The 23180-nt window shown below is 60.8% G+C and carries 20 protein-coding genes and 1 riboswitch; of the genes, 11 read left to right on the top strand and 9 right to left on the bottom strand.

The genetic code is table 11. The features are described from left to right. The first annotated feature begins 54 nt into the window (after positions 1-54). Positions 55-738, top strand: coding sequence for a GntR family transcriptional regulator (locus tag NKH54_RS26780; RefSeq protein WP_023737066.1), 684 nt, complete (start codon positions 55-57; stop codon positions 736-738). A 44-nt stretch (positions 739-782) separates the two neighbouring features. On the opposite strand, the gene NKH54_RS26775 is transcribed toward NKH54_RS26780, so the two are convergent. From NKH54_RS26775 to torT, 6 genes are all read right to left on the bottom strand, one after another. Continuing rightward, a complete protein-coding gene (locus tag NKH54_RS26775; RefSeq protein ID WP_353029348.1) occupies positions 783-2576 on the bottom strand; it encodes a hydantoinase B/oxoprolinase family protein in 1794 nt (597 codons plus the stop codon). Between the two features lie 32 nt (positions 2577-2608). Beyond that, positions 2609-4669: a hydantoinase/oxoprolinase family protein gene (locus tag NKH54_RS26770; RefSeq protein WP_353029347.1), complete on the bottom strand. Its 2061-nt coding sequence runs from the start codon at positions 4667-4669 to the stop codon at positions 2609-2611. A 16-nt stretch (positions 4670-4685) separates the two neighbouring features. Then, positions 4686-5675 carry an ABC transporter permease gene (locus tag NKH54_RS26765; RefSeq protein ID WP_353029346.1) on the bottom strand — a complete coding sequence of 330 codons (990 nt, stop codon included), beginning with the start codon at positions 5673-5675 and terminating at the stop codon, positions 4686-4688. Further along, positions 5668-6642, bottom strand: coding sequence for an ABC transporter permease (locus NKH54_RS26760; protein WP_353029345.1), 975 nt, complete (start codon positions 6640-6642; stop codon positions 5668-5670). The genes NKH54_RS26765 and NKH54_RS26760 overlap by 8 nt, the downstream gene beginning before the upstream one ends. After that, a complete protein-coding gene (locus NKH54_RS26755) occupies positions 6639-8123 on the bottom strand; it encodes a sugar ABC transporter ATP-binding protein (RefSeq protein WP_353029344.1) in 1485 nt (494 codons plus the stop codon). Before NKH54_RS26755 ends, NKH54_RS26760 begins: the two co-directional genes overlap by 4 nt. 91 nt (positions 8124-8214) lie before the next feature. After that, on the bottom strand, positions 8215-9285 hold the full coding sequence (torT, locus tag NKH54_RS26750) for a TMAO reductase system periplasmic protein TorT (protein WP_353029343.1): 1071 nt from the start codon (positions 9283-9285) through the stop codon (positions 8215-8217). Between the two features lie 1337 nt (positions 9286-10622). On the opposite strand from torT, the gene NKH54_RS26745 reads away from it, so the two are divergent. Next, positions 10623-11375, top strand: a complete 753-nt coding sequence (locus NKH54_RS26745; RefSeq protein WP_353029342.1) for an SDR family NAD(P)-dependent oxidoreductase — start codon at positions 10623-10625, stop codon at positions 11373-11375. A gap of 11 nt (positions 11376-11386) precedes the next feature. On the opposite strand, the gene NKH54_RS26740 is transcribed toward NKH54_RS26745, so the two are convergent. Further along, positions 11387-12055 carry a GntR family transcriptional regulator gene (locus NKH54_RS26740; RefSeq protein ID WP_353029341.1) on the bottom strand — a complete coding sequence of 223 codons (669 nt, stop codon included), beginning with the start codon at positions 12053-12055 and terminating at the stop codon, positions 11387-11389. 847 nt (positions 12056-12902) lie between these two features. On the opposite strand from NKH54_RS26740, the gene hemA reads away from it, so the two are divergent. The 8 genes from hemA (at position 12903) to NKH54_RS26700 (ending at position 21581) form a co-directional block, all read left to right on the top strand. Continuing rightward, a complete protein-coding gene (hemA, locus tag NKH54_RS26735; RefSeq protein WP_353029340.1) occupies positions 12903-14114 on the top strand; it encodes a 5-aminolevulinate synthase in 1212 nt (403 codons plus the stop codon). 570 nt (positions 14115-14684) lie between these two features. After that, entirely contained in the window at positions 14685-15989 is a 1305-nt protein-coding gene (locus tag NKH54_RS26730) for an ATP-grasp domain-containing protein (protein ID WP_023778385.1), read from the top strand. A gap of 223 nt (positions 15990-16212) precedes the next feature. Continuing rightward, positions 16213-16329, top strand: a riboswitch (TPP riboswitch). Between the two features lie 103 nt (positions 16330-16432). Continuing rightward, positions 16433-18268: a phosphomethylpyrimidine synthase ThiC gene (gene thiC, locus NKH54_RS26725; RefSeq protein ID WP_353029339.1), complete on the top strand. Its 1836-nt coding sequence runs from the start codon at positions 16433-16435 to the stop codon at positions 18266-18268. After that, positions 18265-19266: a glycine oxidase ThiO gene (gene thiO, locus NKH54_RS26720; protein WP_353029338.1), complete on the top strand. Its 1002-nt coding sequence runs from the start codon at positions 18265-18267 to the stop codon at positions 19264-19266. The genes thiC and thiO overlap by 4 nt, the downstream gene beginning before the upstream one ends. Continuing rightward, a complete protein-coding gene (gene thiS / locus NKH54_RS26715) occupies positions 19235-19432 on the top strand; it encodes a sulfur carrier protein ThiS (protein WP_031253541.1) in 198 nt (65 codons plus the stop codon). Before thiO ends, thiS begins: the two co-directional genes overlap by 32 nt. Positions 19433-19435: 3 nt before the next feature. Further along, a complete protein-coding gene (locus tag NKH54_RS26710) occupies positions 19436-20209 on the top strand; it encodes a thiazole synthase (protein ID WP_353029337.1) in 774 nt (257 codons plus the stop codon). Beyond that, on the top strand, positions 20206-20811 hold the full coding sequence (locus tag NKH54_RS26705; RefSeq protein WP_353029336.1) for a thiamine phosphate synthase: 606 nt from the start codon (positions 20206-20208) through the stop codon (positions 20809-20811). The genes NKH54_RS26710 and NKH54_RS26705 overlap by 4 nt, the downstream gene beginning before the upstream one ends. Then, the gene (locus NKH54_RS26700) at positions 20802-21581 is read left to right on the top strand and encodes a hydroxymethylpyrimidine/phosphomethylpyrimidine kinase (RefSeq protein WP_353029357.1); all 780 of its coding nucleotides are present in this window, start codon (positions 20802-20804) and stop codon (positions 21579-21581) included. The genes NKH54_RS26705 and NKH54_RS26700 overlap by 10 nt, the downstream gene beginning before the upstream one ends. Here NKH54_RS26700 and NKH54_RS26695 read toward each other — a convergent pair. After that, positions 21531-22484, bottom strand: coding sequence for a recombinase family protein (locus NKH54_RS26695; RefSeq protein WP_353029356.1), 954 nt, complete (start codon positions 22482-22484; stop codon positions 21531-21533). The genes NKH54_RS26700 and NKH54_RS26695 overlap by 51 nt on opposite strands. Further along, positions 22421-22768 carry a hypothetical protein gene (locus tag NKH54_RS26690; protein WP_353029358.1) on the bottom strand — a complete coding sequence of 116 codons (348 nt, stop codon included), beginning with the start codon at positions 22766-22768 and terminating at the stop codon, positions 22421-22423. Before NKH54_RS26690 ends, NKH54_RS26695 begins: the two co-directional genes overlap by 64 nt. 147 nt (positions 22769-22915) lie before the next feature. Here NKH54_RS26690 and NKH54_RS26685 point away from each other — a divergent pair, with 147 nt between their 5' ends. Next, positions 22916-23083 (top strand): ribbon-helix-helix protein, CopG family, encoded by a 168-nt coding sequence (locus tag NKH54_RS26685; protein ID WP_353029335.1) that lies wholly within the window; start codon positions 22916-22918, stop codon positions 23081-23083. Positions 23084-23180 lie beyond the last annotated feature (97 nt).

Raw genomic sequence — 23180 nt, 5'->3', positions numbered from 1 at the left:
CGTCTCGCACCATCCGTTGCCGATTCGGTGCGGCCAAGATTGCAGCGGTGGACCATGAGCACGATGCAGCCAATCGAGCAAGGCAGTCTGTCGGCGAGAACCTATATCTCGCTGCGCGAAGCCCTGATCGCCGGCAATTTCCGGCCCGGCGAAAGACTGTTGATGCAGGATCTGGCGCAACGGCTGGGCACCAGCGTCACGCCTGTGCGCGAGGCCTGTTTCAGGCTCGTCAGCGAGCAGGCGCTGGAACTGCGGTCAGGGCGGTTCATCACCGTTCCAGAGTTGACGCGGTCGCGTTACTGGCAGGTCCGGCTCATTCGCATCGCTCTTGAGGGACTGGCGGCCGAACTCGCCGTCGAGCATGTTTCGGAGAAGGACATTGCAAAACTGGTCGAGATCCATCGCGATTTCGTGGCCGGCGAAACGTCCGGCGATGCTGACCGCGCCCGTCGCGCCAATCGTGAATTCCACTTCGGCGTCTACCGCCTGTCCAAGATGGATATGCTGATCGCCCAGATCGAAAGCCTGTGGGTCTCGATGGGCCCTATCCTTAACGTGTATTATCTGCAGGCCGAGAACGATTACATCGGTGCGGAGGAGCACGAGACGCTGATCGAAGCGTTCCGGACCCGCAACAAGAAGGTGGCGCGTAAGGCGATCGAACGCGACATCGTGCGCGGTGGCATGAACCTGTTGCGGTATTTCGACGAGCAGGACGCGGCCGCCAAGCGGGCGTGATCGAAGCCGCCGGTCATTTGCTGGCGACCTCTCTTCGCGCTGGCTCAGGCCGCCCGAAGGCGCGCGGTGGCATCCTGGTCGACGACCCAGACGCCCTGCTCGGCGTCCAGCACCAGGGCCACCTTGTAGGATTGGCGAGCCGCTTCGCTCGTCAGCCAGCCGCGGTCAACGCTGGCCGCGACACGGCGGACATCGCGCTTGGTCGGGTCGCCATAGCCACCGCCGCCACAGGCAATGAACTCGATGCGCTCGCCGGCGCGACACGCCTCCTCATGGAACGCAGGCAATTCCACCAGCTTGCCGTCCGTACCGCGCTTGGCACTATGACTGGCCTTGGCGTCACCGCCGCCGAGCACCCCACGCGGCGGAAAGGTTGTGCCATCGGCCGAGTAGACCAGTGTCATCTCGTGGTCGACGGGATAGAAGACACCGCCCACCGCGGGAGCGCCCTCGAACTCGCCAATGCCTTGGGTATCCGCCACCACGCCGCGCGATTCAATGATGATGGGATACATGGATTCGTCCACCTCCACGGAATCCAGCGCGATCAGGCCGCCATTCGCCGGCCCGCAATATGTCAACCAGCCGTCATAGCCGTGACGCGCGCCGCCGCCGGCGTAGCCAATGAAGACCTGGTTGACGTAGGGCTGCCCGTCCTTGAACGGATCCTTGCCCGAAATCACCCCGATCCCCGCCGGCAGGTGCGAGCCGCTCTCCGCCTGGCCATAGGGTTCTCCCATCGTCGAGAACACGCAATTGCCGGCGATGATCAACCGGTCGTTGACATTGGTGGTCGCCACCGAGGTGCCTACGGGGTAGCGGGGTTTGCCAACCACGCTTCCCTCCCGCATCAACACCTTGATCCGGCCCTTGGCGCCCTCGTTGTGCGGGATGCCGTCGTCGAGATTGTTGAAGACGCCAATGCGGCACGAGCCCGTGCAGGTGTTTTCCGACAGGTTGAGACCGCCAGGGACGTTATCCATGTTGTCACGCACGTCGACCGTGATCTCGCCGGCTTCAGGGTCGACATCGATGGTGATCCGGACCGGGATGCCCTCCTCCGCCACGCCGGGGACCGGGTCATGGCGGACCTCGTAGGAGAACTTGCCCTTCGGCAATTTGGCGATCTCGGCCATGGCGCGACGCGCACCGTAGTCGAACCAGTCCTCGACGAAATCCAGCAGCGTGTCGCGGCCGTATTTTTCAAGCAGTTCCAAGAGACGGCGTCGACCGGTCCTGCAGGCGCCGATCTGGGCTCGCACGTCGCCCAGCCAGATGTCTGGAACACGGTTGCGCATCATGCCGATGCGCAGGATGTCCTGCTTCTCCCGGTGCTGTTCGACCACACGCACGCAGGGAAAATGGATCCCTTCCTCATAAACGTTCTTGGCAAATGGCAGATAGGTCGAAGGTGTCGGCGCGCCAGTATCGGCGTGATGGGAAAGCGCCACGGCCCAGAACAGCGGCTTGCCGTCGAAAAAGATCGGCATCGCCATGATCAGGTCGGCATGATGGGTGCCGCCAGTGTATGGGCAGTTGTTGAGGAAGATGTCGCCGTCGGCGATATCGTCGAACAACTCCGTTATCGGACGGGTCGCCAGATCCATCGACATGACGTGGATCGGCAGCGCGTCCTCGGTGGAAACGAGGCGGTGATCATAGGTCAGGATCGCACAGCTCAGGTCGCGGGCGTTCTTGATCACCGCTGAGCGGCTGGCCCGCATCACGACCAGCGTCATTTCCCGCACCACCGCCTCGAACCGGCTTTTGAGAACCGACATCAGGAACGGATCGACGCGGCGCGTTGGCGTCTCCAGGCGAATGACAGGTGAATTCATTTTACGATGCCTTGTTCGGGAAGGTTTGAGTCTCAATCGACTGTCACGACAATGTTGCCTTGCGGGTCGACGCGCCCGCGGTGTCCGTCCTTGAGGAAGGCGGTGAACGTCGTCGCCTCCACCAGGCATGGCCCATCAAGCGCCGCCCCCGCGCCCAGCTGGTCCATGTCGTAGACAGGCAGAGAGCTCGTCCGCCGGGTTTCGTGCAAATAAGCTGACCGATGGGTCTTGGCGACCGGCGCCGTCGTCTGGTCGGCCAGCCTGAAATCCTTCCAAGCATCCTGATTGGCCCGCTTGCCCACCGCGCGCAGCTTCCAGTTGGTGAATTCGACAATGTCGCGGTCGGATCTGATCGAATAGATGCGTTCGTGCATCTGATGAAACGCTTCGACGAGACTTGGGAGTTTTTCCGCTTCGAGGCGCGCCTCATTGGCCTCGAAATGGACCTCGATTTCCCAGGACTGGTACTCGTAGCGACCAAGAAAGGAGAACTCGAAACGCCGGAGATCTGGCTCAACGCCGGCCTGTTCGAGGAATGCCTCGCCCGACACCTTCAACCGCGCCAGGATGTCGGAGACGCCCGCGGCGTCGAAGCGCCGGGTCGAGGTCGGAAAAACCGCGCTTTCCTCGCGCGTGATATCCGAGATCAACCCGCCGAACGCGCTCAGCCCGGCCATGAAGCGCGGGATCATGTAGCGTTTCAAGCCCAATATGTCGGCCATCTCGGCGATGTGGATGGCGGTCGCGCCGCCGCCGCAGACAAAGAAACTGTCGCGTGGGTTTATGCCCTCGCGAATGGTGATTTCCTCGATGGCCCCGACCATGTTGTGGTTGCTGGTGGTCTGGATGGCGTAAGCCGCGTCGAGCAGCGGGATGCCGAGCCGCGTCGCGATGCTCGCGACCGCTTTCTCGGCCAGATCGCGGCTGATCTTGATCCGGCCGCCGAGAAAATAATCCGGGTCAATGATGCCGAGCACGACATTGGCGTCGGTGACCGTCGGCGCGGTGCCGCCCGCTCCGTAGCATGCCGGCCCCGGCCGCGCGCCAGCGCTTTGCGGCCCGACACGAAGCAGGCCGCCATCGTCGACCCAGGCAATCGACCCGCCGCCGGCGCCAACCGATCTCACATCCACCTTCGCGATCCCCAGCGAGTCGTCGTGGATCATGCTGTCCGGGGTGACGATGATCTGGTGGTCACGCAAAGCGGAGACGTCGAAGGTGGTGCCGCCCATGTCACCGACGATGACGTTGGCTTCGTCGCTCAGCGCCAGCGCGGCCATCGGCGCCAGCGTCGGCCCCGACATGACGCTGTAGATTGGCCGCCGCAGCATCTCGGCGGGAGGCATCATTCCACCGACGCAGTTGGCGAGCAGCAGCTCGCCCTGGAAACCCGCCTGCGAAAGTGCTTGCCGCAAGTCCTCGATGTAGGTGCGCACGATCGGATTGATCGACGCGTCGATAGCGGCCGCGATGATGCGCTTGTACTCGCGCGACATCGGATTGACTTCATGGCTAAGCGTGACCGGGATCTCCGGCCATGCCTGCGCGATGATATCGCGCACCGTTGTTTCATGGATGGGATTGACGACCGACCAAAGCAGACCGACCGCTATCGCTTCGACCCCATAGCGCCGGAAGTCGGCTATCGCCGCCTCGACATCGGATCTCGACAGAGGCGTGAGCTCCCGCCCGCGCGCATCGACGCGGCCCCGCGCCGTCTTCGTCAGGTGGCGCGGGACATAGGGCTCGGGATAGTCGAGCCGCCACTGGAAGGCGCCCTTGCGCGGCCCCTCGCGCAGGACGAGGATGTCCTGATGTCCTTCGTTGAGGATCAATCCGACCTTGACGGTCTTGCGCTCGACCAGCGCGTTGGTCGAGACGGTCGAGCCGTGTACGATCAAGTCGATCTTGGTCATGAACGTCGCGGGATCGAGCCCGTATCCGGCCGCCGCCACGTGCAGCACGTTGATGAATCCCTTCTCGAATTCGCCGGGCGTGGTGGGCGATTTGAAGATCGAGATTTTCCCACCGGGCTCGGAAATCAGGCAATCGGTGAAGGTTCCGCCGATGTCGATGCAGACTTGATAAGCCATTTAAGGTCCGAAGCTGTTAGCGTTTCTTGTGATCGCGGCCCAGTATCAGGCTGGCCAGAATGATGAGGCCCAAAAGAACCTGCTGCAGATAGCCGTCGACCTGCATGAGATTCATGGCGTTGGAAATGACCGTTATGAACAGGGCGCCGAGCAGAGCCGCAGTGACGCCTCCCTCGCCGCCGGTCAGCCGCACGCCACCGACCACCGCCGCCGCTATCGATTCCAGCGTCAGGTTGCCGCCGAGATTGGGCTCGCCCGAGCCGGTGCGCGCGGTGAGCAGCATGGCGCCAATCGCGGCCAGCAGCGAGCAGACCACGTAGTCGATCGCAACGACGCGTCCGGTTCGAACGCCCGCCGCCTTCGCCGCGCGAGGATTGGCGCCGATGAGATACAGGCCGCGCCCGAACACGGTGAAGCGCAGGACCAGGAACAGCAGTGCGAAACACAGCGCGGCGAACAGGATGGGCACCGGAATGCCGACCAGCCGTCGCTCCGCCAAGGCGTCCGTGAAGGCCTCGGGAATGCCCGGCACGGGAAAGCCGCCGCTGACGGTTGACGCCAGTGCCATGACAATGTTGGCCATGCCAAGCGTCGTCACGAGTGGATTGATGCCGACACCGGCGATGAGGAAGCCGTTCAGCCCGCCGATCAGCAGCCCGATGCCAAGGCCGGCGACGATTCCCCACAGGATCGGCATATCGCCGGTTCCGGTCATCACCATCGCCGATATGACGCTGACGAGCGAGACGGTGAAACCAAGCGACAGGTCGAAGCCGCGCGTCAGCAGCACCATGGTCTGCGCCATGGCAAACAGTGCGAGATAACTCGTCTGGATCGCGATGTTCCAGAGATTGCCGCTTGAAACAATACGCGGGTCGAGCAGACCGAGACCCAGCAGGGCCAGGAATACGAGCCCCGGCAGCTTGGCCTGCGACGCGAACCGGCGGATGTCCGGGCGAGCGCGGTCAAGAACAACCGGAGCCGCCATGTCTGGACGATCAGACATTGGCCCGCCTCCCCTGAACAATTCGGTCGAAAGCCAGTGCGCCGATGAGCACCGAACCCAGCACCAGCGTCTGGAATTTGCTGTCGATCTGCGTGAGGTTCATCGCATTGGCGATGATCGCCAGGCACAGCGCGGCCATGGCGACGTTCTCGGCGCGGCCTGAGCCGCCGCGCAATGAAACGCCGCCGATCACCGCCGCTGCGATCGTCTCCAGTCCGAGCGTCCCGCCGATCGTCGACTGGCCGGAACCGATACGGGCGGTGATCAGCACGCCGGTGAGTGCGGCCAGGAGACCGGAGAGCACATAGGCGGTAATTAACACACGGTGTGTGCGCACTCCCGACAGCCGGGCGGCGCCGACATTGCCGCCGACGGCGTAGAAGTGGCGCCCGAGCGCGGTCCGACGCTGCAGAATGATGGCGATGGCGATCACCACGATCGCCAGCAGCAAGACCGGCGGCAGGCCAAGCACCTGCCCTCGCCCGATGGCATAGACGAAGGCGTCGGAAACGCCATAGATCGGGATGCCCTGCGTGTAATAGAGCGTAAGTCCCGCGACGATCGACAACGACGCCAATGTCACCATGAAAGGTGATAGGGAAAGGCGCGCCACCAGCGTGCCGTTTACCAGGCCAACACAGGCGCCGCTGGCCAAGGCCAGCGCTACCGGCACCAGCAGCTGGAGCCCATGCGCATCGGGCATCGTGGCCATCGCCGCGGCCGTGACCACTGAGGCCAAGGCCATGGTGGCGCCGACCGACAGATCAAAACCGCCGGTGGTCATGACGATCATCTGACCGATCGCCGGAACCGCCAGGAAGGAGAAATTGCGCAGGACGTTGAGGATGTTCAGGCGGTTCAGAAAACGCGGTTCGATGATCGCGGCCGCGGCCGCAACCGCGACCAGAAGCAGGATGACGATCCCGCCTGTTTCCAGAAAACGGCGCCGCAGCGTGTCAGGGCTCATGCTGCCTCCGTGGCGCCGGTTTCGGCGTCGAAATAGTGACGCAGGACAGTGGCCTCGGTGATGCCGTCGGCTTTGAGTTCGGCGACTATGCGCCCTTCACGCATGACGTAGACGCGGTTGGCCAGGTGAACGAGCTCTGGCAGTTCGGACGAGGACAGCAGAATGGCCGCGCCGTTCTCCACCAGGGTTTTCATAAGCCTGTAGACCTCGCTTTTGGCGCCGACGTCGATGCCAACCGTCGGTTCATCGAAAATATGGACCGAGACCGGGCGCATCAGACCGCGCGCCAGCACGAGTTTCTGCTGGTTTCCTCCCGAAAACGACGACGCCGCGCGTTCCGGCGCCATAGGTCGCAAACCCAGGGTCTTCAACGGCGCGGCTATCGCCCGGCGCTCGCGCCACGACTTGAGCAGTCCGGCCTGGGACAGTCTCGGGTCGTCGAGCGCCGCCATGGTCACATTCTCGCGGCCTGGCCGGCCAAGCGCCAGTCCCTCGGCGCCGCGATCGGCTGGGTAGTAACAAAGTCCGGCACGCAACATGCTGTGCGGCACTGGCGCTCGAACCACCGCGCCATGGAGCTCGATCTCACCGGACGTCACCCGCTCCAAGCCGAACACGGCCCGGCAAAGTTCACTGCGGCCGCAGCCAACCAGGCCCGCCAGGCCGACGATTTCGCCAGCCCTGACCACGATGGAGGCATCCGATAGGGTACCGGAGACACTGATCCCCTTGGTCGCCAGCACGATTTCGGCGGGGCGCTGGCTGATTGACGGGTAGAGTCGTTCGACCGGCTGGCCGACCATCATCTCGATGAGCGTCGCGTCGGATGCCGCGGCGATGGCCACTGTGTCGATCTTGCGCCCTCCTCGCAGCACCGTGACGCGGTCCGCGAGCCGACGGATCTCCGCCATGCGGTGCGACACATAGATGATACCGACGCCCCGCGCCTTGAGGCCCGCGATGGCGGCGAAGAGTTTTTCCGCTTCACCGTCGGTAAGCGACGCGGTCGGTTCGTCGAGGATGAGTATCTTGGCATCCGAAAGCATGCCTTTGGCAATCTCGACCATCTGCTTTTGCGCCCGGGTCAGCGTTTCGATCTTGCTGTCCAGCTCGACGTGAAAGCCAATGTCGCGGAAGCGTTCTTCCGCGCGGGCACGCATCGCGCGCCGGTTTAGGAAAAGCCTTCCCTTGATCTCGCGTCCAAGAAACAGGTTCTCCTCGACCGTGAGGTCGGGGACAAGACTGAATTCCTGGAACACAGCCGCCACCCCGGCATCGCGGGATTTCTGTGGGGTCAGCGCGGAAACGGTTTGGCCGTCGATACGGCACGAGCCTTCGGTCCAGCCATAGGTTCCCGCTATCAGATTGATGAGCGTCGACTTGCCGGCGCCGTTTTCGCCAAGAAGGGCATGGACCTCGCCGCTCAACAGCGAGAAGTCGACGCCGTCAAGCGCCACCACACCCCCGAAACGCTTCGTCATACCCGTAAGTTCAAGCATCGCTGACACCACCGAACTCGAAGCAAAAAGGGCGGCAGGCCAGGCCGAGGTCTGCCGCCCATCGAAGATGCGACTATTGTACCGAAAATTCAGGCTTCCACCCATCGGGCGCGAAAATCTGCGTCGGGTCGATCTTGTCGACGTTGTCCTTGGTCACGATGCCCGGCGCGACCAGCAGAACCTTCTCGTAGTCCTTCTTTTCCAAGGCGCGCACCGCGAGGTCGACGCTGATGCGGCCCATCATCACGGGATACTCGGCGGCAAAGCCAAGCACCTTGCCTTCCTTGACCAGCTTCAGCATCGTCTGGTTCTCGTAAGACGACATGATCACAACATCGTCGCGGCCGGCGTCGGCGACGGCGCTGACGGCCGCTTCCGCCGCAGCAGCCCCGCCCCAGATGACATTGAGATCGGGATATGTCTGCAGGGCGTCCTCGACGAGGCGCAGGCTTTGCGGAACGCCGGGCTCACCGTAGAGCTCGGCCGCGAGCTTGATGTTGCCGGTTTTGATGCTGTCGCGAAAGCCCGCCATATAGCTCTCCGCCCAACCCGATCCCTGCGGACCCGGCAGGCCGATCGCCGTCGTCTTTTTGTCGCCGAGGTACTTCTTGAGGTACTCACCCTCCTGAAAACCCTTCTGGTAGGTATCGGGAGTGATGCGCGCGGTGATCGGAGTTTCCAGGATGGGATTGGCGACGGCGATCTGGACAAGACCCTTGGCATCGCCCTCCTTCAGCTTGGCCGCCAGACCGGCTTCCGAGATGGCTGCGACGAGGATGCCCTGGGCGCCGGATGCGACGCAATCGTCATATTGCGACAGCTGCTTGGGCAGTGCGTCATAGCCGCCGGCCTGCAGGACCGTCACTTTGACACCCAGGCGCTTTGCTTCCTCAACGATACCGTAGTCCACCGAGACCCAGTAGCTGTCCTTGAGGTGCGGAAACAAGACGCACAGGTTCCAGGGCTTCTCGGCCTTTTCCAGCGGCACATAGTCAAGTGCCTCGACTTTTTTCAGATCGCCGCCTTTGGCCGCGTTGATCTTGAAGGGCCACCAATCCTTGGCCTCGGCGGCGTTGGGCAGGACGGCCACGCCGGTGACGAAAGCCACCGCGAGGATGGATCGGAAAGCGTGATTCTTGGTCATGTGATTCCCCATTTTCGTGTGTTCCCGGGTCCGGAGCCGGCGATTTCGCCGGCTCCGCGGTCTGCCTTGGGAGCAGAGGCTTGCTGGCGGATCGTAGTACCGTCTAGGCGAGTTCGCCTTCAGGGCCATCCGCGCCGTTGTTCATTCACAGTGCTACCGTACTACTTATAAGTTATAAGTCAATAGGCTTTTCATTAGCCGGTGCTCAGCCGGGAAGGTGTCTTCAATCGCGGTTTCGCTGCCTCGACCGGGATCACAATCCATTTGACGAAAGACGAGGTCGGAGACAGCAGCCATGCAACTGGCCTCGGCGATGTGGGCTTCCTCGCGACCGGCCGGTATGCGGCTTGTCGATCGAGTTGCCTGACATCAAGCGCCGGCGAATAAATCAAAGCGATCAGCGTGGCCTTCGAATACAGAGCCATTGGTCAGCAGCCGCACTATCGACCAAATCGTCATAGGGTCTTTAGGGAGGAGATGTGCCCAGTGCATTCGCGTGCTGCAACAGCCGCGCTGAACCGCACGGCAGCGTGGCATAACACGCTGCGGTCGGATGATTGTTGAAATGACGGTTCCCCGCGCACGACCGTGCCGCTTTCCAACTTCTCTCGTCTGGCGCTTGCCAGCCTGAGTTCTTCCTAGAGTTCGGCGCCCGGATTGCGGGTGTTGTCTTGCGACTTCATTCTCCCGGCAGCCGGGCAAAGGCCCGCAACGTGGAGGCTTCTAAATGGAACGCGGGTTCCCGATGCTTAGTGGGTGGTGCTGCTGAGCAGGGGCAGGGCAGCACAGCCTCCGCCGGCAAGCCGTCGCGGCCGGTTCCCATGATGGCGTGCCGGCGCAAGTCCCGCGTCACCAAGCTCGCAAATCGCGATGCACGTCCAGCCATTGCGACATGGTTTTGTCAGCTGAGAGGCCGATCCCGTGTGCCGCGAACAGTCGAAACACTGATTGGGGGTGTGCGTTCTTGGCGTTGTGCAGCACTTCTGGCATTACTGGCCTTGCGGGGATGACGAGTCGGTCATGCGACAGTATGGATGTCCCCATCGGAATAGCCGGTCCGCCTTATCGGTCGTCACACCCGCATATCGCTCCGCTTCTAGGGAACACCCCATCACGCGAGGAAAGACATGGCCACATGCGCAGTGTCGCCAATCTACCCGTTGGACCGACGGCCCGGCGCTTGGGCCAGTCCACCGGCTTTAACCTGCGTCACAACTTGATCCACTGATCCTAGGAGACGACAACGTTGTTCGTCATGATTTGATGGGGCGGGGATTGGCCCAAAAGCGAGCCCCACAAACTGTACGGTTGCCAAATGCGTAATGGAGTGAATTGGAATGATCATCGTAACAGGCGCCACGCACGGGATTGGGCGGGCCTGCGTGGAGAAACTTGCGTCTGCCGGTTCCAGAGTGGTGGCGACCGGCCGAGATGCAGAAGCGGGCGCGGCGCTCGAACGCGCCAATCACGGTGTCACGTTCGTTCCCGGTGACATCATCCGTGAAGACGATTGCCGCCGTGTCGTCGACCGTGCGCTTGAACTTGGCAACGGCCGGCTCGCGGGGCTCGTGAACAATGCCGGCATGTCGAAGCGCATTGCCTTCGCCACCGCCACCCAGGACGATTGGGATGAGGTCCTTGCGGTTAATGCACGCAGCGTCTTTTTCTTCATCCGTCATGCGCTGGACGGCTTGCGGCTCGGGAGGGGTTCAGTCGTCAACATGGCCAGCATCGCCGGAAAGACGGGCGAAGAAGGGCTCGCTGCCTACTGCGCCTCAAAGGCCGCGGTCATCGGGCTGACGCAGGCACTCGCGCTGGAGTTCGGCGAGGAGATCCGCTTCAACGCTGTCTGCCCCGGCCAGATCGAAACACGCATGATGGCCAACATCATAAGCGATGCACTGCGCAAGAAGCAGCTCGAACTGCGGATCCCTGCAAACCGCTTCGGTGCCCCTGAAGAGATCGCTGATGTGGTCGCTTGGTTACTTTCGAATCAATCGAGCTATGTCAACGGCACGGTGGTGACTGTAGACGGCGGGGAAACAGCCGGCCTGCGCACACCGCGCGTCGCGCAGATCGATGGTGCTTAGGGCAATTCAGCTCAGCCGGAGCCGCGCTCGTCGAAATAGCGCAGAAGACCATGTGAGCCTCGCTGGATGTCGTTCTCGATCGCCTCGCGGGCCCTCTTCCTGTCGCCAGCCCTCAAGGCCTCGATGAGATGGTCATGTTCTTCCGCGCCGGTGTACCCGCGCGGAATTTCCCGATCGTAAACGTTAAGGATTGGACCCATCGAGGCCCACATGCTTTCGATCTGTCCGATCAGCATCGGGATACGCGACAGGCGGTAGACGCCGAAGTGGAAAGCGCGATTGGAGGATCGCGCTTCCTTGATATTACCGGCCTTATGGCTCTCTACAAATGAGGCGCGGAAGGTCTCAAGCTGTTCGAGATCGGCGGGGGCAAAATGGTCGGCAGCGTGTTCTGCCGCAAGCCCTTCAAGTGCCACGCGGATCAGCTTGATCTGAATGTAGCGGGCGCGGCTGAGGTCTGGCACCGCGGCGAACCTGCCGGAGCGCAACTCGAGCGCCTGCTCGCTGACGAGCCGCAGACAGGCTTCGCGCACCGGCGTAATGCTGGTTCCGAGCTGCTCGGCAAGATCCTGCATAAGGAGACGATCGCCCGGCGCGAAATTGCCGATGATCAAGCCATCCCGCACCTTGCTGTAAATCCGCGCGGACAGGCTGCCCATCTCCTCGGGCTGCATCTTCATAGGGCCCATGGGACTCCCCTCGTCTCTGCTGCAGCTCTACGGAAATGTCGATTGACGCGTTTCACTACGTTTATAAGTTATAATAGCTGCCTATATTTTGTTATTCAGCGGCAGACAAGTACGTGCACGTTAATTGTCTGCAGCAAACATGTCCGTTTTCATAACTATTTGTGAAATTTTGTTTTTATAAAAAACAACGAGACCCTTCTTTTCCGATTCTGACAATGGAATGTGACGACAGAAAAAGGCGCGATCTCATCTGCGTGGCATGAGTTGGTGTGCGAGAGATGATGACATCTGAAGGAGCCGGGAAGCTTACATGTCAATTTCCAGTCTGATGGGCAGAAATTTCCGATTCTGAGGCGACTCCGAACCGGCTGGACCGACGATGACGTCTGCACCGTCAAGATGATACGGCAGGCCAGCAAGTCCAAAAGCTGCGTATGGCGTTTGCAGAGCGTTTCGCCGCCGAAGGGCTTCAAGGGTTGTTGCGCGACAAGACGCGGCCCTCGCGCATTGCGGCTCTCGGGCCCGAAAGCCCGCCGAGCGCAGCTCTGACAAGGCCGCGACAGGAATCAACGACGACTGGCCAGAATTATGAAATCCCTTGCGACACTATGCAATTTCAGACATTTCAGACAAATAGATTTAACATTCTCTTCACTTGCACTTTGGGGCGCGTTACCCGAATTAGCTGGAGCGGCCGAAACCCCCGTAAGATCAAGCGCGTAGTCGAAATCCAATCTTGCTGGTGCTTGTCGAGGGATGCGACGCGATGGGCCGGCGCAGGTGCGCTGTGAAGCAGCACTGAGCGCGCCGAAAAACGGCTTCCCAACAGGAGATTGATTTGGATTATGTGCAGTATTTCGCCGGAAAAATCGAGCAACTCAAAGGCCGTGGCGGGTATCGTGAATTTGCCGATCTGGAGCGTCAGTCTGGCAACTTCCCAAAGGCCTGGCTCAATAGGCCCGACGGCCGAAAAGAGATAACCATTTGGTGCACTAATGATTATCTCGGTATGGGGCAGCACCCTAAAGTGCTATCGGCAATGAAGCGCGCCATCGATGCCAACGGCGCAGGATCGGGAGGATCCCGCAATATTGGTGGCACCAACCATTATCACGTGTTGCTCGAGCGGGAGCTTGCAGGTTTCCACAATAAGGAAGCAGGATTGATTTTTGTTTCTGGCTTCAGCTCAAACGATTCATCGTTGAATACATTGGCATCTTTGATGCAGGACACAATTATATTTTCTGACGAGCACAACCACGCTTCAATTATTAGTGGATGCCGCAACAGCCGGGCCGAAAAGCGCGTCTTCCGGCATAACGACGTTGCGCATTTGCGGGAGCTTCTGCGCAGTGTAAATCCTGCAAGACCCAAGATCATTGTTTTTGAATCGGTATATTCAATGGACGGTGACATTTCACCGATCAAAGATATCTGTGACATGGCGGACGAATTTGGCGCAATGACGTTTCTGGATGAAGTTCATGCATCGGGAATGTACGGTCCGAAAGGCGCCGGCATTGCCGCGGCACTTGGCATCATGGATCGTCCAACCATCATCGAAGGGACGCTAGGTAAGGCGTTCGGCTCGATGGGGGGTTATGTGACCGGACCTGCCTCCATTGTTGACAGCATACGAAGCTTCTCGATCGGTTTCATTTTCACCACGGCGCTTGCGCCAGCCCTAGCGGCTGGTGCGCTGGCAGCGCTGCGCCATCTTCGCGATTCAGATTCAGAACGAATTGATCTGCACCGGAAAACGAAACTTTTAGTCGGATTGCTGAAAGAGGCGGGCATCCCCGTCATGCCGACCCGAAGCCACATCATTCCTGTGCTTATTGGTGATCCATTCCGTTGCAAGGAAGCGTCCCGCCAGCTTCTAGATCAGCATGGAATATACGTTCAGCCAATTCTGGCGCCGAGTGTTCCGGTGGGAACCGAGCGGTTCAGGGTGACGGTTACGCCTGCCCATAGTACGACAGATATTCGGACGTTCGTCGATGCGCTCAGGCAGGTTCTGCAGCGGGACAATCTTGGCAAGGCTGCCTAATGTAAATGCTGGGAACGACAGGGCGCGCAGCCTCAGACCTGATTATATCAGCCGGGCTCGCCGAGGTGGAAGCGGCGGTCCGCGATCCGGTTCTGACGCCCGATCGCATCTTCGAATGTCATCGGAAAGCAGTTCCGTAACCCGCAATGACAGCTTTCGCGATCTTAAATGATGTGACTCCATGATTGAATGGGGCCGTTTGACGACTCGCTGCTTACACATCGGGCCGGTTCCAGATTCAGGGCTCACCATGAGCCGGTATGACCAGAGCGCATGTTCTTGTGCTGCGAGTTTGATGTGGCTTGGCGTGCCCTACCCGAGGGGTAGGTCACGCCCAGGCCCACGGGATCACACACCAACCCCAGCTAACCTGGTTTGAACGGAGCAAGCCTCCGACGCCGCCCTAATCAACAACGCTGCAACAGATCCTTCAAATCAATTTACAAGATTTTTACAACCGTCAGTCGTTGACAATGGTACGGCACCGCGAGTCTGAGGTCCGGCACGGCCATAAAAGTGACGCCGGTACCCTCGGACCGCCGCCAGCACGCAACATCGGGATTAACAGCAATGGTAAGAAGAAGAGCGCTCATATTGGTCGAAGGCCATAGGGGTACTGGTCAGCTATACGTCCAAGCGGCTCAGTGTCTTGGTCTTCATCCAATTACTCTGACGGCTGATCCACCTCGGTACGACTATCTTTCGGCGGAAAACGTTGAGGCAATCCGTGTCGACACTGGCAATCTCGAAGCGTTGGTCCGCGAATGTTCGCGGCTGCGTGCTACCCACGACATTGCTGGCATTACTGGCTTTGCCGGGGACCATGAATCGATCTATGCGACAGTTGGCAAGCTTTGCCGGCATTTCGATCTACCGGGACCGAACCCTGAATCGATTGAACGAAGCTGCGACAAATTCAAGCAACGCCAACTCCTCGCGCAGGCCGGCGTTCCAATACCGGCTTATCGGTTGGCAACGAATGCGGCGGAGGTAGAAAGCTCGGCTGCAGAGATCGGCCTGCCCGTGATTCTTAAGCCGGCAGTAGGCAGCGGCAGCATCGGTGTCCGATTGTGCCGCAGCCTCGAAGACGTAGCCGAACATACGACCTATCTATTGGGCGGAAAGCACATATGGCGGTCTACACCGAAAATACTCGTCGAAGAATTCGCACAGGGCCCGTTCTATAGCATTAATGTTATGGGGAATGAGGTCGTTGCGATTTGCGCCAATGACTTTGGTCCCCTCCCCCATTTCGTCATACGTGAGGTGACATATCCGGCCCTGCTAACCGATCAGGAGCGTGAGCGCATCGCCGATGTTTCGCTGAGCTGTTTGCGGGCTCTCGGCCTTGGCTGGGGGCCAACTAACATTGAACTCCGGTGCACGAAACGCGGTCCAGTTGTCATTGAAGTCAATCCGCGTCTTAGTGGCGCGCCCGACCCTCAACTGGTCCAGTTAGCTTACGGTGTCGACCTCGTCACCGAGCACATCAAGCTTGTCATTGGCGAGGAATGGGATCTGCGCAAAAAGCATTCGCATACTGCGGCCGCGCGATTCCTGCTTCCTGATCAAGATGGCACCCTGGACTGGATTGGTGGCGACACTCAGGCAGCTGCTATATCAGGTGTGGCCGAGGTCAAATTGAATGTTGAACCCAAGACACCGATCGTCAGGAAGGGGGATTTCCGAGACTGGATTGGACATGTCATTGCCACTTCGCCCAGCCGTGCTGAAACCGAGGGCGCCCTTCAGCGAGCCGTCGACTTGATCGATTGGTCGATCACCCCTTTTCCGGCGACAATAGGAGGTGATCGAGAGCACGATGTTTGTGGGGCGTTCGGGCGGCCCACCAGTTCTGTTCCGATCAGGCATTGACGGCTTAAGATCCTTGAAACGCAGCAGTTCCGTCTACGTCAATGTCACACCAAGTTTGACGAGGCAAATGCAGCTTTGGCCACACCTGCCCTATCTCCCGCGGAACTTCTCCGCGACCCGTGGCGAGGCCGTCGGCCCAATTTGGGCCCAATTTGATTGCCGCCCACCGCCGCCGCAGGACGAACATGCGCTTGACAAGACAACCCCGGCCCGTTCAACTTGAGGCATTCACCAGGGGAGTCCCGGCAAGGGGCTGAGATACTGCTGGCTTTCGCGGCGCAGTGACCCGTTGAACCTGATCCAGTTCATACTGGCGTAGGGACGGTGCAAGCGCTTTGCGGGAGTTTACGCCCGAGGTCCTGTTTCGGCAGGTCGACAGAAGCGTCTTTTCATCCTTCCGGCACAGAACTGGGTCTCCAATGCATGAGCAAAGGAGCCTCAAGATGAATGCCCTTACCCCCGCCGTGTCGACGGGACCGCTGCCCGCCTCGCGGAAGATCCACAAGCCCGGCACCATCCACTTGCAGATCAAAGTGCCGATGCGCGAAATCGCCGTCCATCCGACAGCCGGCGAACCGCCCGTTACCGTCTACGATCCGTCGGGCCCCTATACCGATCCGGCTGTCGAAACCAGCATTGAAAAAGGCCTGGCCCGGCTTCGCCACGAATGGATCTTGGCCCGCGGCGATGTCGAGGACTGTGACGGCCGCCATGCCCGGCCGGAGGACAACGGCTTCGCGACGGGCGAACGCCTGACGCCGGAATTTCCCATCCGCCACCGACCGCTCAGGGCCAAAGCAGGCAAGGCGGTGACGCAGCTTGCCTACGCGCGCGCCGGCATCATCACACCCGAAATGGAGTTCGTCGCCATTCGCGAGAACCTTGGTCGCGAGATCCTGCACGGCAAGCTTGAGCGCGACGGCGAGGCTTTCGGCGCGACACTGCCCGATTTCGTCACGCCCGAATTCGTGCGTGACGAGGTGGCGCGCGGACGGGCGATCATCCCCGCCAACATCAACCATCCCGAGAGCGAGCCAATGATCATCGGCCGCAATTTCCTGGTCAAGATCAACGCCAATATCGGCAATTCCGCTGTCACCTCCTCGATGGCCGAAGAGGTTGAAAAGATGGTGTGGGCGATCCGCTGGGGCGCCGATACGGTGATGGACCTGTCGACCGGCCGCAACATCCACAACATCCGCGACTGGATCATGCGCAACGCGCCGGTGCCGATCGGCACGGTGCCGCTCTACCAGGCGCTCGAAAAGGTCGGCGGCATTGCCGAGGATCTGACCTGGGAGGTCTACCGCGACACGCTGATCGAACAGGCCGAGCAAGGCGTCGACTATTTCACCATCCACGCCGGCGTGCGGCTGCATTATATCCCGCTGACCGTTGACCGGGTCACGGGCATCGTCTCGCGCGGCGGCTCGATCATGGCAAAATGGTGCCTGCACCATCACCGGGAAAGCTTCCTCTACGAGCACTTCGCCGAGATCTGCGACATCGCCAGAGCCTACGACGTCTCCTTCTCGCTCGGCGACGGCCTTCGTCCGGGCTCGATCGCCGATGCCAACGACGCGGCGCAATTTGCCGAGCTGGAAACGCTTGGCGAGCTGACGCAGATCGCCTGGGCGAAGGATTGCCAGGTGATGATCGAAGGGCCCGGCCACGTGCCGATGCACAAGATCAAGCAGAACATGGACAAGCAGCTCGCCGTCTGCGGCGAGGCGCCGTTCTATACGCTTGGCCCGCTGACGACCGACATCGCGCCGGGCTACGACCACATCACCTCAGGCATCGGCGCCGCCATGATCGGTTGGTTCGGCACCGCCATGCTCTGCTACGTCACGCCGAAGGAGCATCTCGGCCTTCCCGATCGCAACGATGTCAAGATCGGCGTGATCACCTACAAGATCGCCGCCCACGCCGCCGACCTGGCGAAGGGCCATCCGGCAGCGAAAGTCAGGGATGATGCGCTTTCCCGCGCGCGCTTCGAGTTCCGCTGGGAGGACCAGTTCAACCTGTCGCTCGATCCCGAAACCGCGCGGTCCTTCCACGACCAGACCTTGCCCAAGGAGGCGCACAAGCTGGCGCATTTCTGCTCGATGTGCGGACCGAAATTCTGCTCCATGCGCATCTCTCACGACATCCGCGCCGAGGCACAGAAAGAGGGCATGGCGGCGATGGCGGCGAAATACCGCGAGGGCGGCGATCTCTACCTGCCGGCGGACGAGACCGGCGCACCGCTCATACCTCAGCCACGTGAGCGATCATGAAGGTCTTGGTCAAAGGGGCGGGCGTTGCCGGCCTCACCGCCGCCTTCGAATTCGCCGCACGCGGCGCGGCGGTTACCGTTGCCGAGACAAGGCCTGCCCTTGGGGGCAATGCGTCGTGGTTCGCCGGTGGCATGTTGGCGCCGTGGTGCGAGCGTGAAAGCGCCGAGCAGCCGGTGCTGGATCTCGGAAGCGACGCCGCCGACTGGTGGGACGCCGCAACGCCCGGCTTGGTAGCACGGCGGGGAACGCTGGTCTTGGCCGCGCCGCGCGATGCGGGCGAGCTCGACCGGTTCGCCAGCCGCACGACGGGCTATCGGCGCGTCGAGGAAGATGAAATTGCCTTGCTGGAGCCCGACTTAGCCGGCCGCTTCCGCCGCGGATTGCTCTTTCCCGATGAGGGCCATCTTGATCCGCGCCAGGCGATGGCAGCACTTCATGACAAGCTCGCGGCCACGGGGGTCGAGTTCCGCTTCGGCGCCGACGCCCAGCATGTTTTTGGTTTCGATCGTCAGATCGACTGTACGGGAATGGCGGCGCAAAATGACAGGTTGCGTGGCGTTCGCGGCGAAATGCTCACCCTGCGTATCCCTGATATCTCGCTGTCGCGCCCCGTCAGGCTGCTGCATCCGCGCTTTCCACTCTATGCAGTGCCGCGCACCGACCACCGTTTCATGATTGGTGCGACGATGATTGAAAGCCGGTCCGTCGGACCGGTTACGGCGCGTTCGATGATGGAACTGCTGGGCACCGCCTATGCCCTCCACCCGGCCTTTGGCGAGGCCGAGATCGTTGAAACCGGTGTCGGCGTCCGCCCAGCCTTTCCCAACAATTTGCCGCGCGTCGAAACCAAGGGTGAAATCATTGCGATCAACGGGCTCTATCGTCACGGTTTTCTCCTGGCTCCCGCCATGGCGCGCCAGGCTGCCGACCTGGTTTTCACTCAAGACAGAACCAAGGAGCTTGCTCATGAAACTGATGGTCAACGGCGAAGCGCATGAGGTTGCCGCCACCACGCTGGAGGCGCTGCTTGCCGCGCTTGACTATGAGGGCGATTGGCTGGCGACGGCCGTCAACAATGACCTCGTGCACAAAGCCAACCGGGCGGAATTCCAGTTGAACGACGGCGACCGGATTGAAATCCTCTCGCCCATGCAGGGCGGCTAGACCATGATCGAGCTTTACGGAGCCGAGCTTCCGTCGCGCCTGCTCCTTGGCACGGCTCAATATCCTTCGCCGGCCATCCTTGCCTATGCAGTCAGGGCATCGGGCACGGCGGTGGTGACCGTCTCGTTGCGCCGTGAAATGGCAGGCGGCAGAGCTGGCGAAGAATTCTGGTCGTTGATCCGCTCGCTTGGTGTCAGAATCCTGCCCAACACTGCTGGCTGCCACTCCGTCAAGGAAGCGGTCACGACCGCACAAATGGCGCGCGAAGTCTTCGGTACGAACTGGGTCAAGCTCGAAGTGATCGGCAACCATGACACGCTGCAGCCGGATGTTTTCGGTCTGGTCGAAGCCGCCCGCATCCTGTGCGAGGACGGTTTTGCTGTATTCCCCTATACCACCGACGACCTTGTCGTTGCCGAGCGGCTGCTTGCGGCGGGCTGCAAGGTCTTGATGCCATGGTGCGCGCCGATCGGTTCCGCTCTCGGACCGATCGACATCACGGCGCTGCGCTCGATGCGCGGACATTTCCCTGATGTTCCGCTGATCGTGGACGCGGGGCTCGGACGGCCGTCGCACGCGGCAACCGTCATGGAGCTCGGCTTTGACGCCGTACTCCTGAACACGGCAGTCGCCAAGGCGGCCGATCCGGTCGGCATGGCGCGTGCGTTCGGCAAGGCGGTCGAGGCCGGTCGTGAAGCTTTCAGCTCGGGAATGCTCGAACCGCGCGACGTCGCCGTGCCGTCGACGCCAACGATCGGAAGGGCGGTTTTTTCATGAAGCTCGATCCCTTCTACCTGATCGTCGACAGCGCCGCCTGGATCGAACGGCTGGTGCCGCTTGGCGTCAAGCTGGTTCAGTTGCGCATCAAGGATAAGGACGAGGCCACGCTGCGGACGGAAATCCGCCGCGCGAACGGCGTCTGCGTGGTCCATGGTTGCCAACTGATCGTCAACGACTATTGGCGCACGGCAATCGAGGAAGGCTGCGACTTCGTCCATCTCGGCCAGGAGGATTTGGCTGCGGCCGACCTGCTGGCGATTAAGTACGCCGGATTGAAGCTCGGACTTTCCACGCACGATCATCTCGAACTGGAAACGGCCATCGCTGCCGAGCCCGACTATATCGCGCTCGGCCCCATCTATCCCACCATCCTGAAGCAGATGAAATGGGCGCCGCAAGGGCTCGAGCGGATCAGCGAGTGGAAGCATCGGGTGGCGCCGATCCCATTGGTCGCCATCGGCGGCCTCAACCCCGACCGGCTCGACGGTGTCTTCGAGGCCGGTGCGGACACCGCGGCGGTGGTCACCGACATCACGTTTAATGCCGATCCCGAAGCGCGCACGCGAGAATGGATCGAAAAGACAAAGCCATGGCGCTGAGGCGAGAACCGCATGTGCTCGTGGTCGGCGGATCAGACTCCAGCGGTGGGGCTGGAATTGCACGCGATATCGAGACGATCTCTTCCATTGGCGTGCGCACCTGCCTTGCTGTCACCGCGCTAACAGTGCAGACGCACCATGCGGTCATGGAAATCCACTCTATGCAACCCGGTCTGGTGGCCGGTCAGATGCGTGCGGGGTTGCAGGCCAACAAAGTGGCGGCCATCAAGATCGGGATGCTCGCCACGGTGGAGATCGTCATTGCGGTTGCCGGAGTGCTGCGCGAAAATCCGCAGGTGCCGGCAGTGCTCGACCCGGTGCTGGCCTCGACGTCAGGCCGGGCGCTCCTGGAAGCCGGCGCCATCGCCGCCCTGAAATGCGATCTGATGCCATTTTGCCGTCTGGTCACCCCCAATCTCTTCGAGCTGGCACTCCTTGTTGGCTCGGAGCGGGCAGTGGATGAGGACGGCGTAGTCTGGCAAGGCCAAGAATTGCTGGCAGCCGGCGCGCGGGCTCTGCTGATCAAGGGCGGCCATGCATCGGGACCGCAATCAACGGATATTCTGTTGCGCCCCGATCACGAACCAGTCCGCTTTGACACGCCGCGTCTTGCCGCATCGATGCGCGGGACGGGCTGCATGCTGGCCAGCTCGATTGCGGCACATCTGGCGAAGGCGCAATCAATCGAGTATGCCGTGCGCCAGGGCAAGCTCTTTGTGTTAGAAAAGCTTCGGAAAACCCCAGCCAAACTGGATGTCCTTTTGATGTGACAATCCCTTCGGACTGCTCAGTCGATAGCGCTGAGGTTGTTTCTGCAAGTAAATCAACGGTTGTCGAAAGACAGCGCGAACCTTGCCATCGTCCCATGTGCAGTTCGACAGCAACAGATTCAGAAGCCGTTTCTTCTCACCTGCAGCTTGGCAGGCAAACAGTTGGCGAGCATTTCGCGCCAGCTCCAACAGGCGCACGCCATCCTCCATGTACGATTCCTCAGCTGCGCCGTGCCGCTCGATCTCACGTAGCAGGCGTGTCTGTTCGACCCGCCATTGCGCTGACATCCGATCGTAGAAGGCGCTGTCGATGCGTCCGTCGAGCTTGTCCAGGTACATTGCCTGAAGCCGATCCTCGAGGCGCTTGTATTCCTTTTGGGATCGCAGGATCGCCTGTTCCTGCTCCTTCCGCTCATCGGCGTGGCTGGCTTTGAGCGCGTCGCGGACCCAATCCAGCACCTCTTCATCGAAAAAAAGTTTGTCCAGCAAGGCGCCAAAGGCCTCTTCGAGGACCTCCTCGCGGACGTACTTGCGGCGGCACTCGGCATAGCCACCGCGGCCTTTGTCGCTGTGACCGGTGCAGTGGTAATAGATGTATTTGCCCTTCTTGATCTCGGCCACTACCGCGCAGCCGCATCTGGCACAGGTCATCAGACCGCTGAAGGCAAACTCATAGCCGTAAGAGTAGATAGGCGTCGCGTGACGGCCGGTCAGCACGCCTTGGACCCGCTCCCACAGTTCGATCGACACCAGCGGCTCGTGCTTGCCATGGTGCAGTTTGCCATTCCACTGAAACAATCCGGTGTAGAGACGATTGCGCAGAATCGAGTGAACCGTGCTCACCGGAATCGGATGCCCACTCTTCGGATACACAAGGTCTTCAGCGTGGGCTGCCTTCGTAATTGCCTTGAGGGAATATCCGCCGGTTGAGTAGCGCTCGAACAGCCGACCGTCTCCACGAGCGTGCGCTCCAGGTGCGCACTTTGATCGCAGAGGCGCTCGCTCTCTTCGTGAGCATTGCGCCATTCTCGCCAAATCGCTAGCGCGGGATCGGAAGGTAGAGTTGCTGCCGGCGCCTGACCGGCAAGAGCACTTTTTTCCCATCCTAAGATTGCAATCGCCGTTGTACCAAGTACCGTCCTGCGGGTGACGAACGATAAAGGCGTGGTATTGTCGGAATCAGCCATGATCCGAGCTCCTAACAGCTTGGTTGTGGTCAGGCTGGCTGGAGCGTTCCCGCGCCTCGGTCAGCTACTGCACGTACATAGCAATTGCGATGCACGTGCAGTCCAAATAAACCCTTTCAATGCCAAGTTCAAGCCAGACAGCGGAAAATGCCGAAAAAGCCTTTCACGACCCGTTTAGATCCATCTGTGCTAGCTTTGGCAGAAAAACTCGCAGCGGCAGAACGTCGATCGGTAACGGCTGTGATAGAGCTCGCATTGATCGAATATGCGGAACGTCGTGGCATTAAGCCGCAAGAGCCGGACAACAACCCATAGCGTTGAGAACAAGGCTTTAGATTAATCCGCATGCGCCGTCGCCTCGCGGATAGAGTGTCACCAAGACGCCGAGGGGCTCCAGCTGTGTTCGGCAAAT

It is taken from the genome of Mesorhizobium sp. M1004 (assembly GCF_040318795.1).
In the GTDB taxonomy this organism is placed as follows: Bacteria; Pseudomonadota; Alphaproteobacteria; order Rhizobiales; family Rhizobiaceae; genus Mesorhizobium.
The sequence above is the reverse complement of the archived record's forward strand: the minus strand, read 5'-3'. Positions and strand labels throughout refer to the sequence as shown.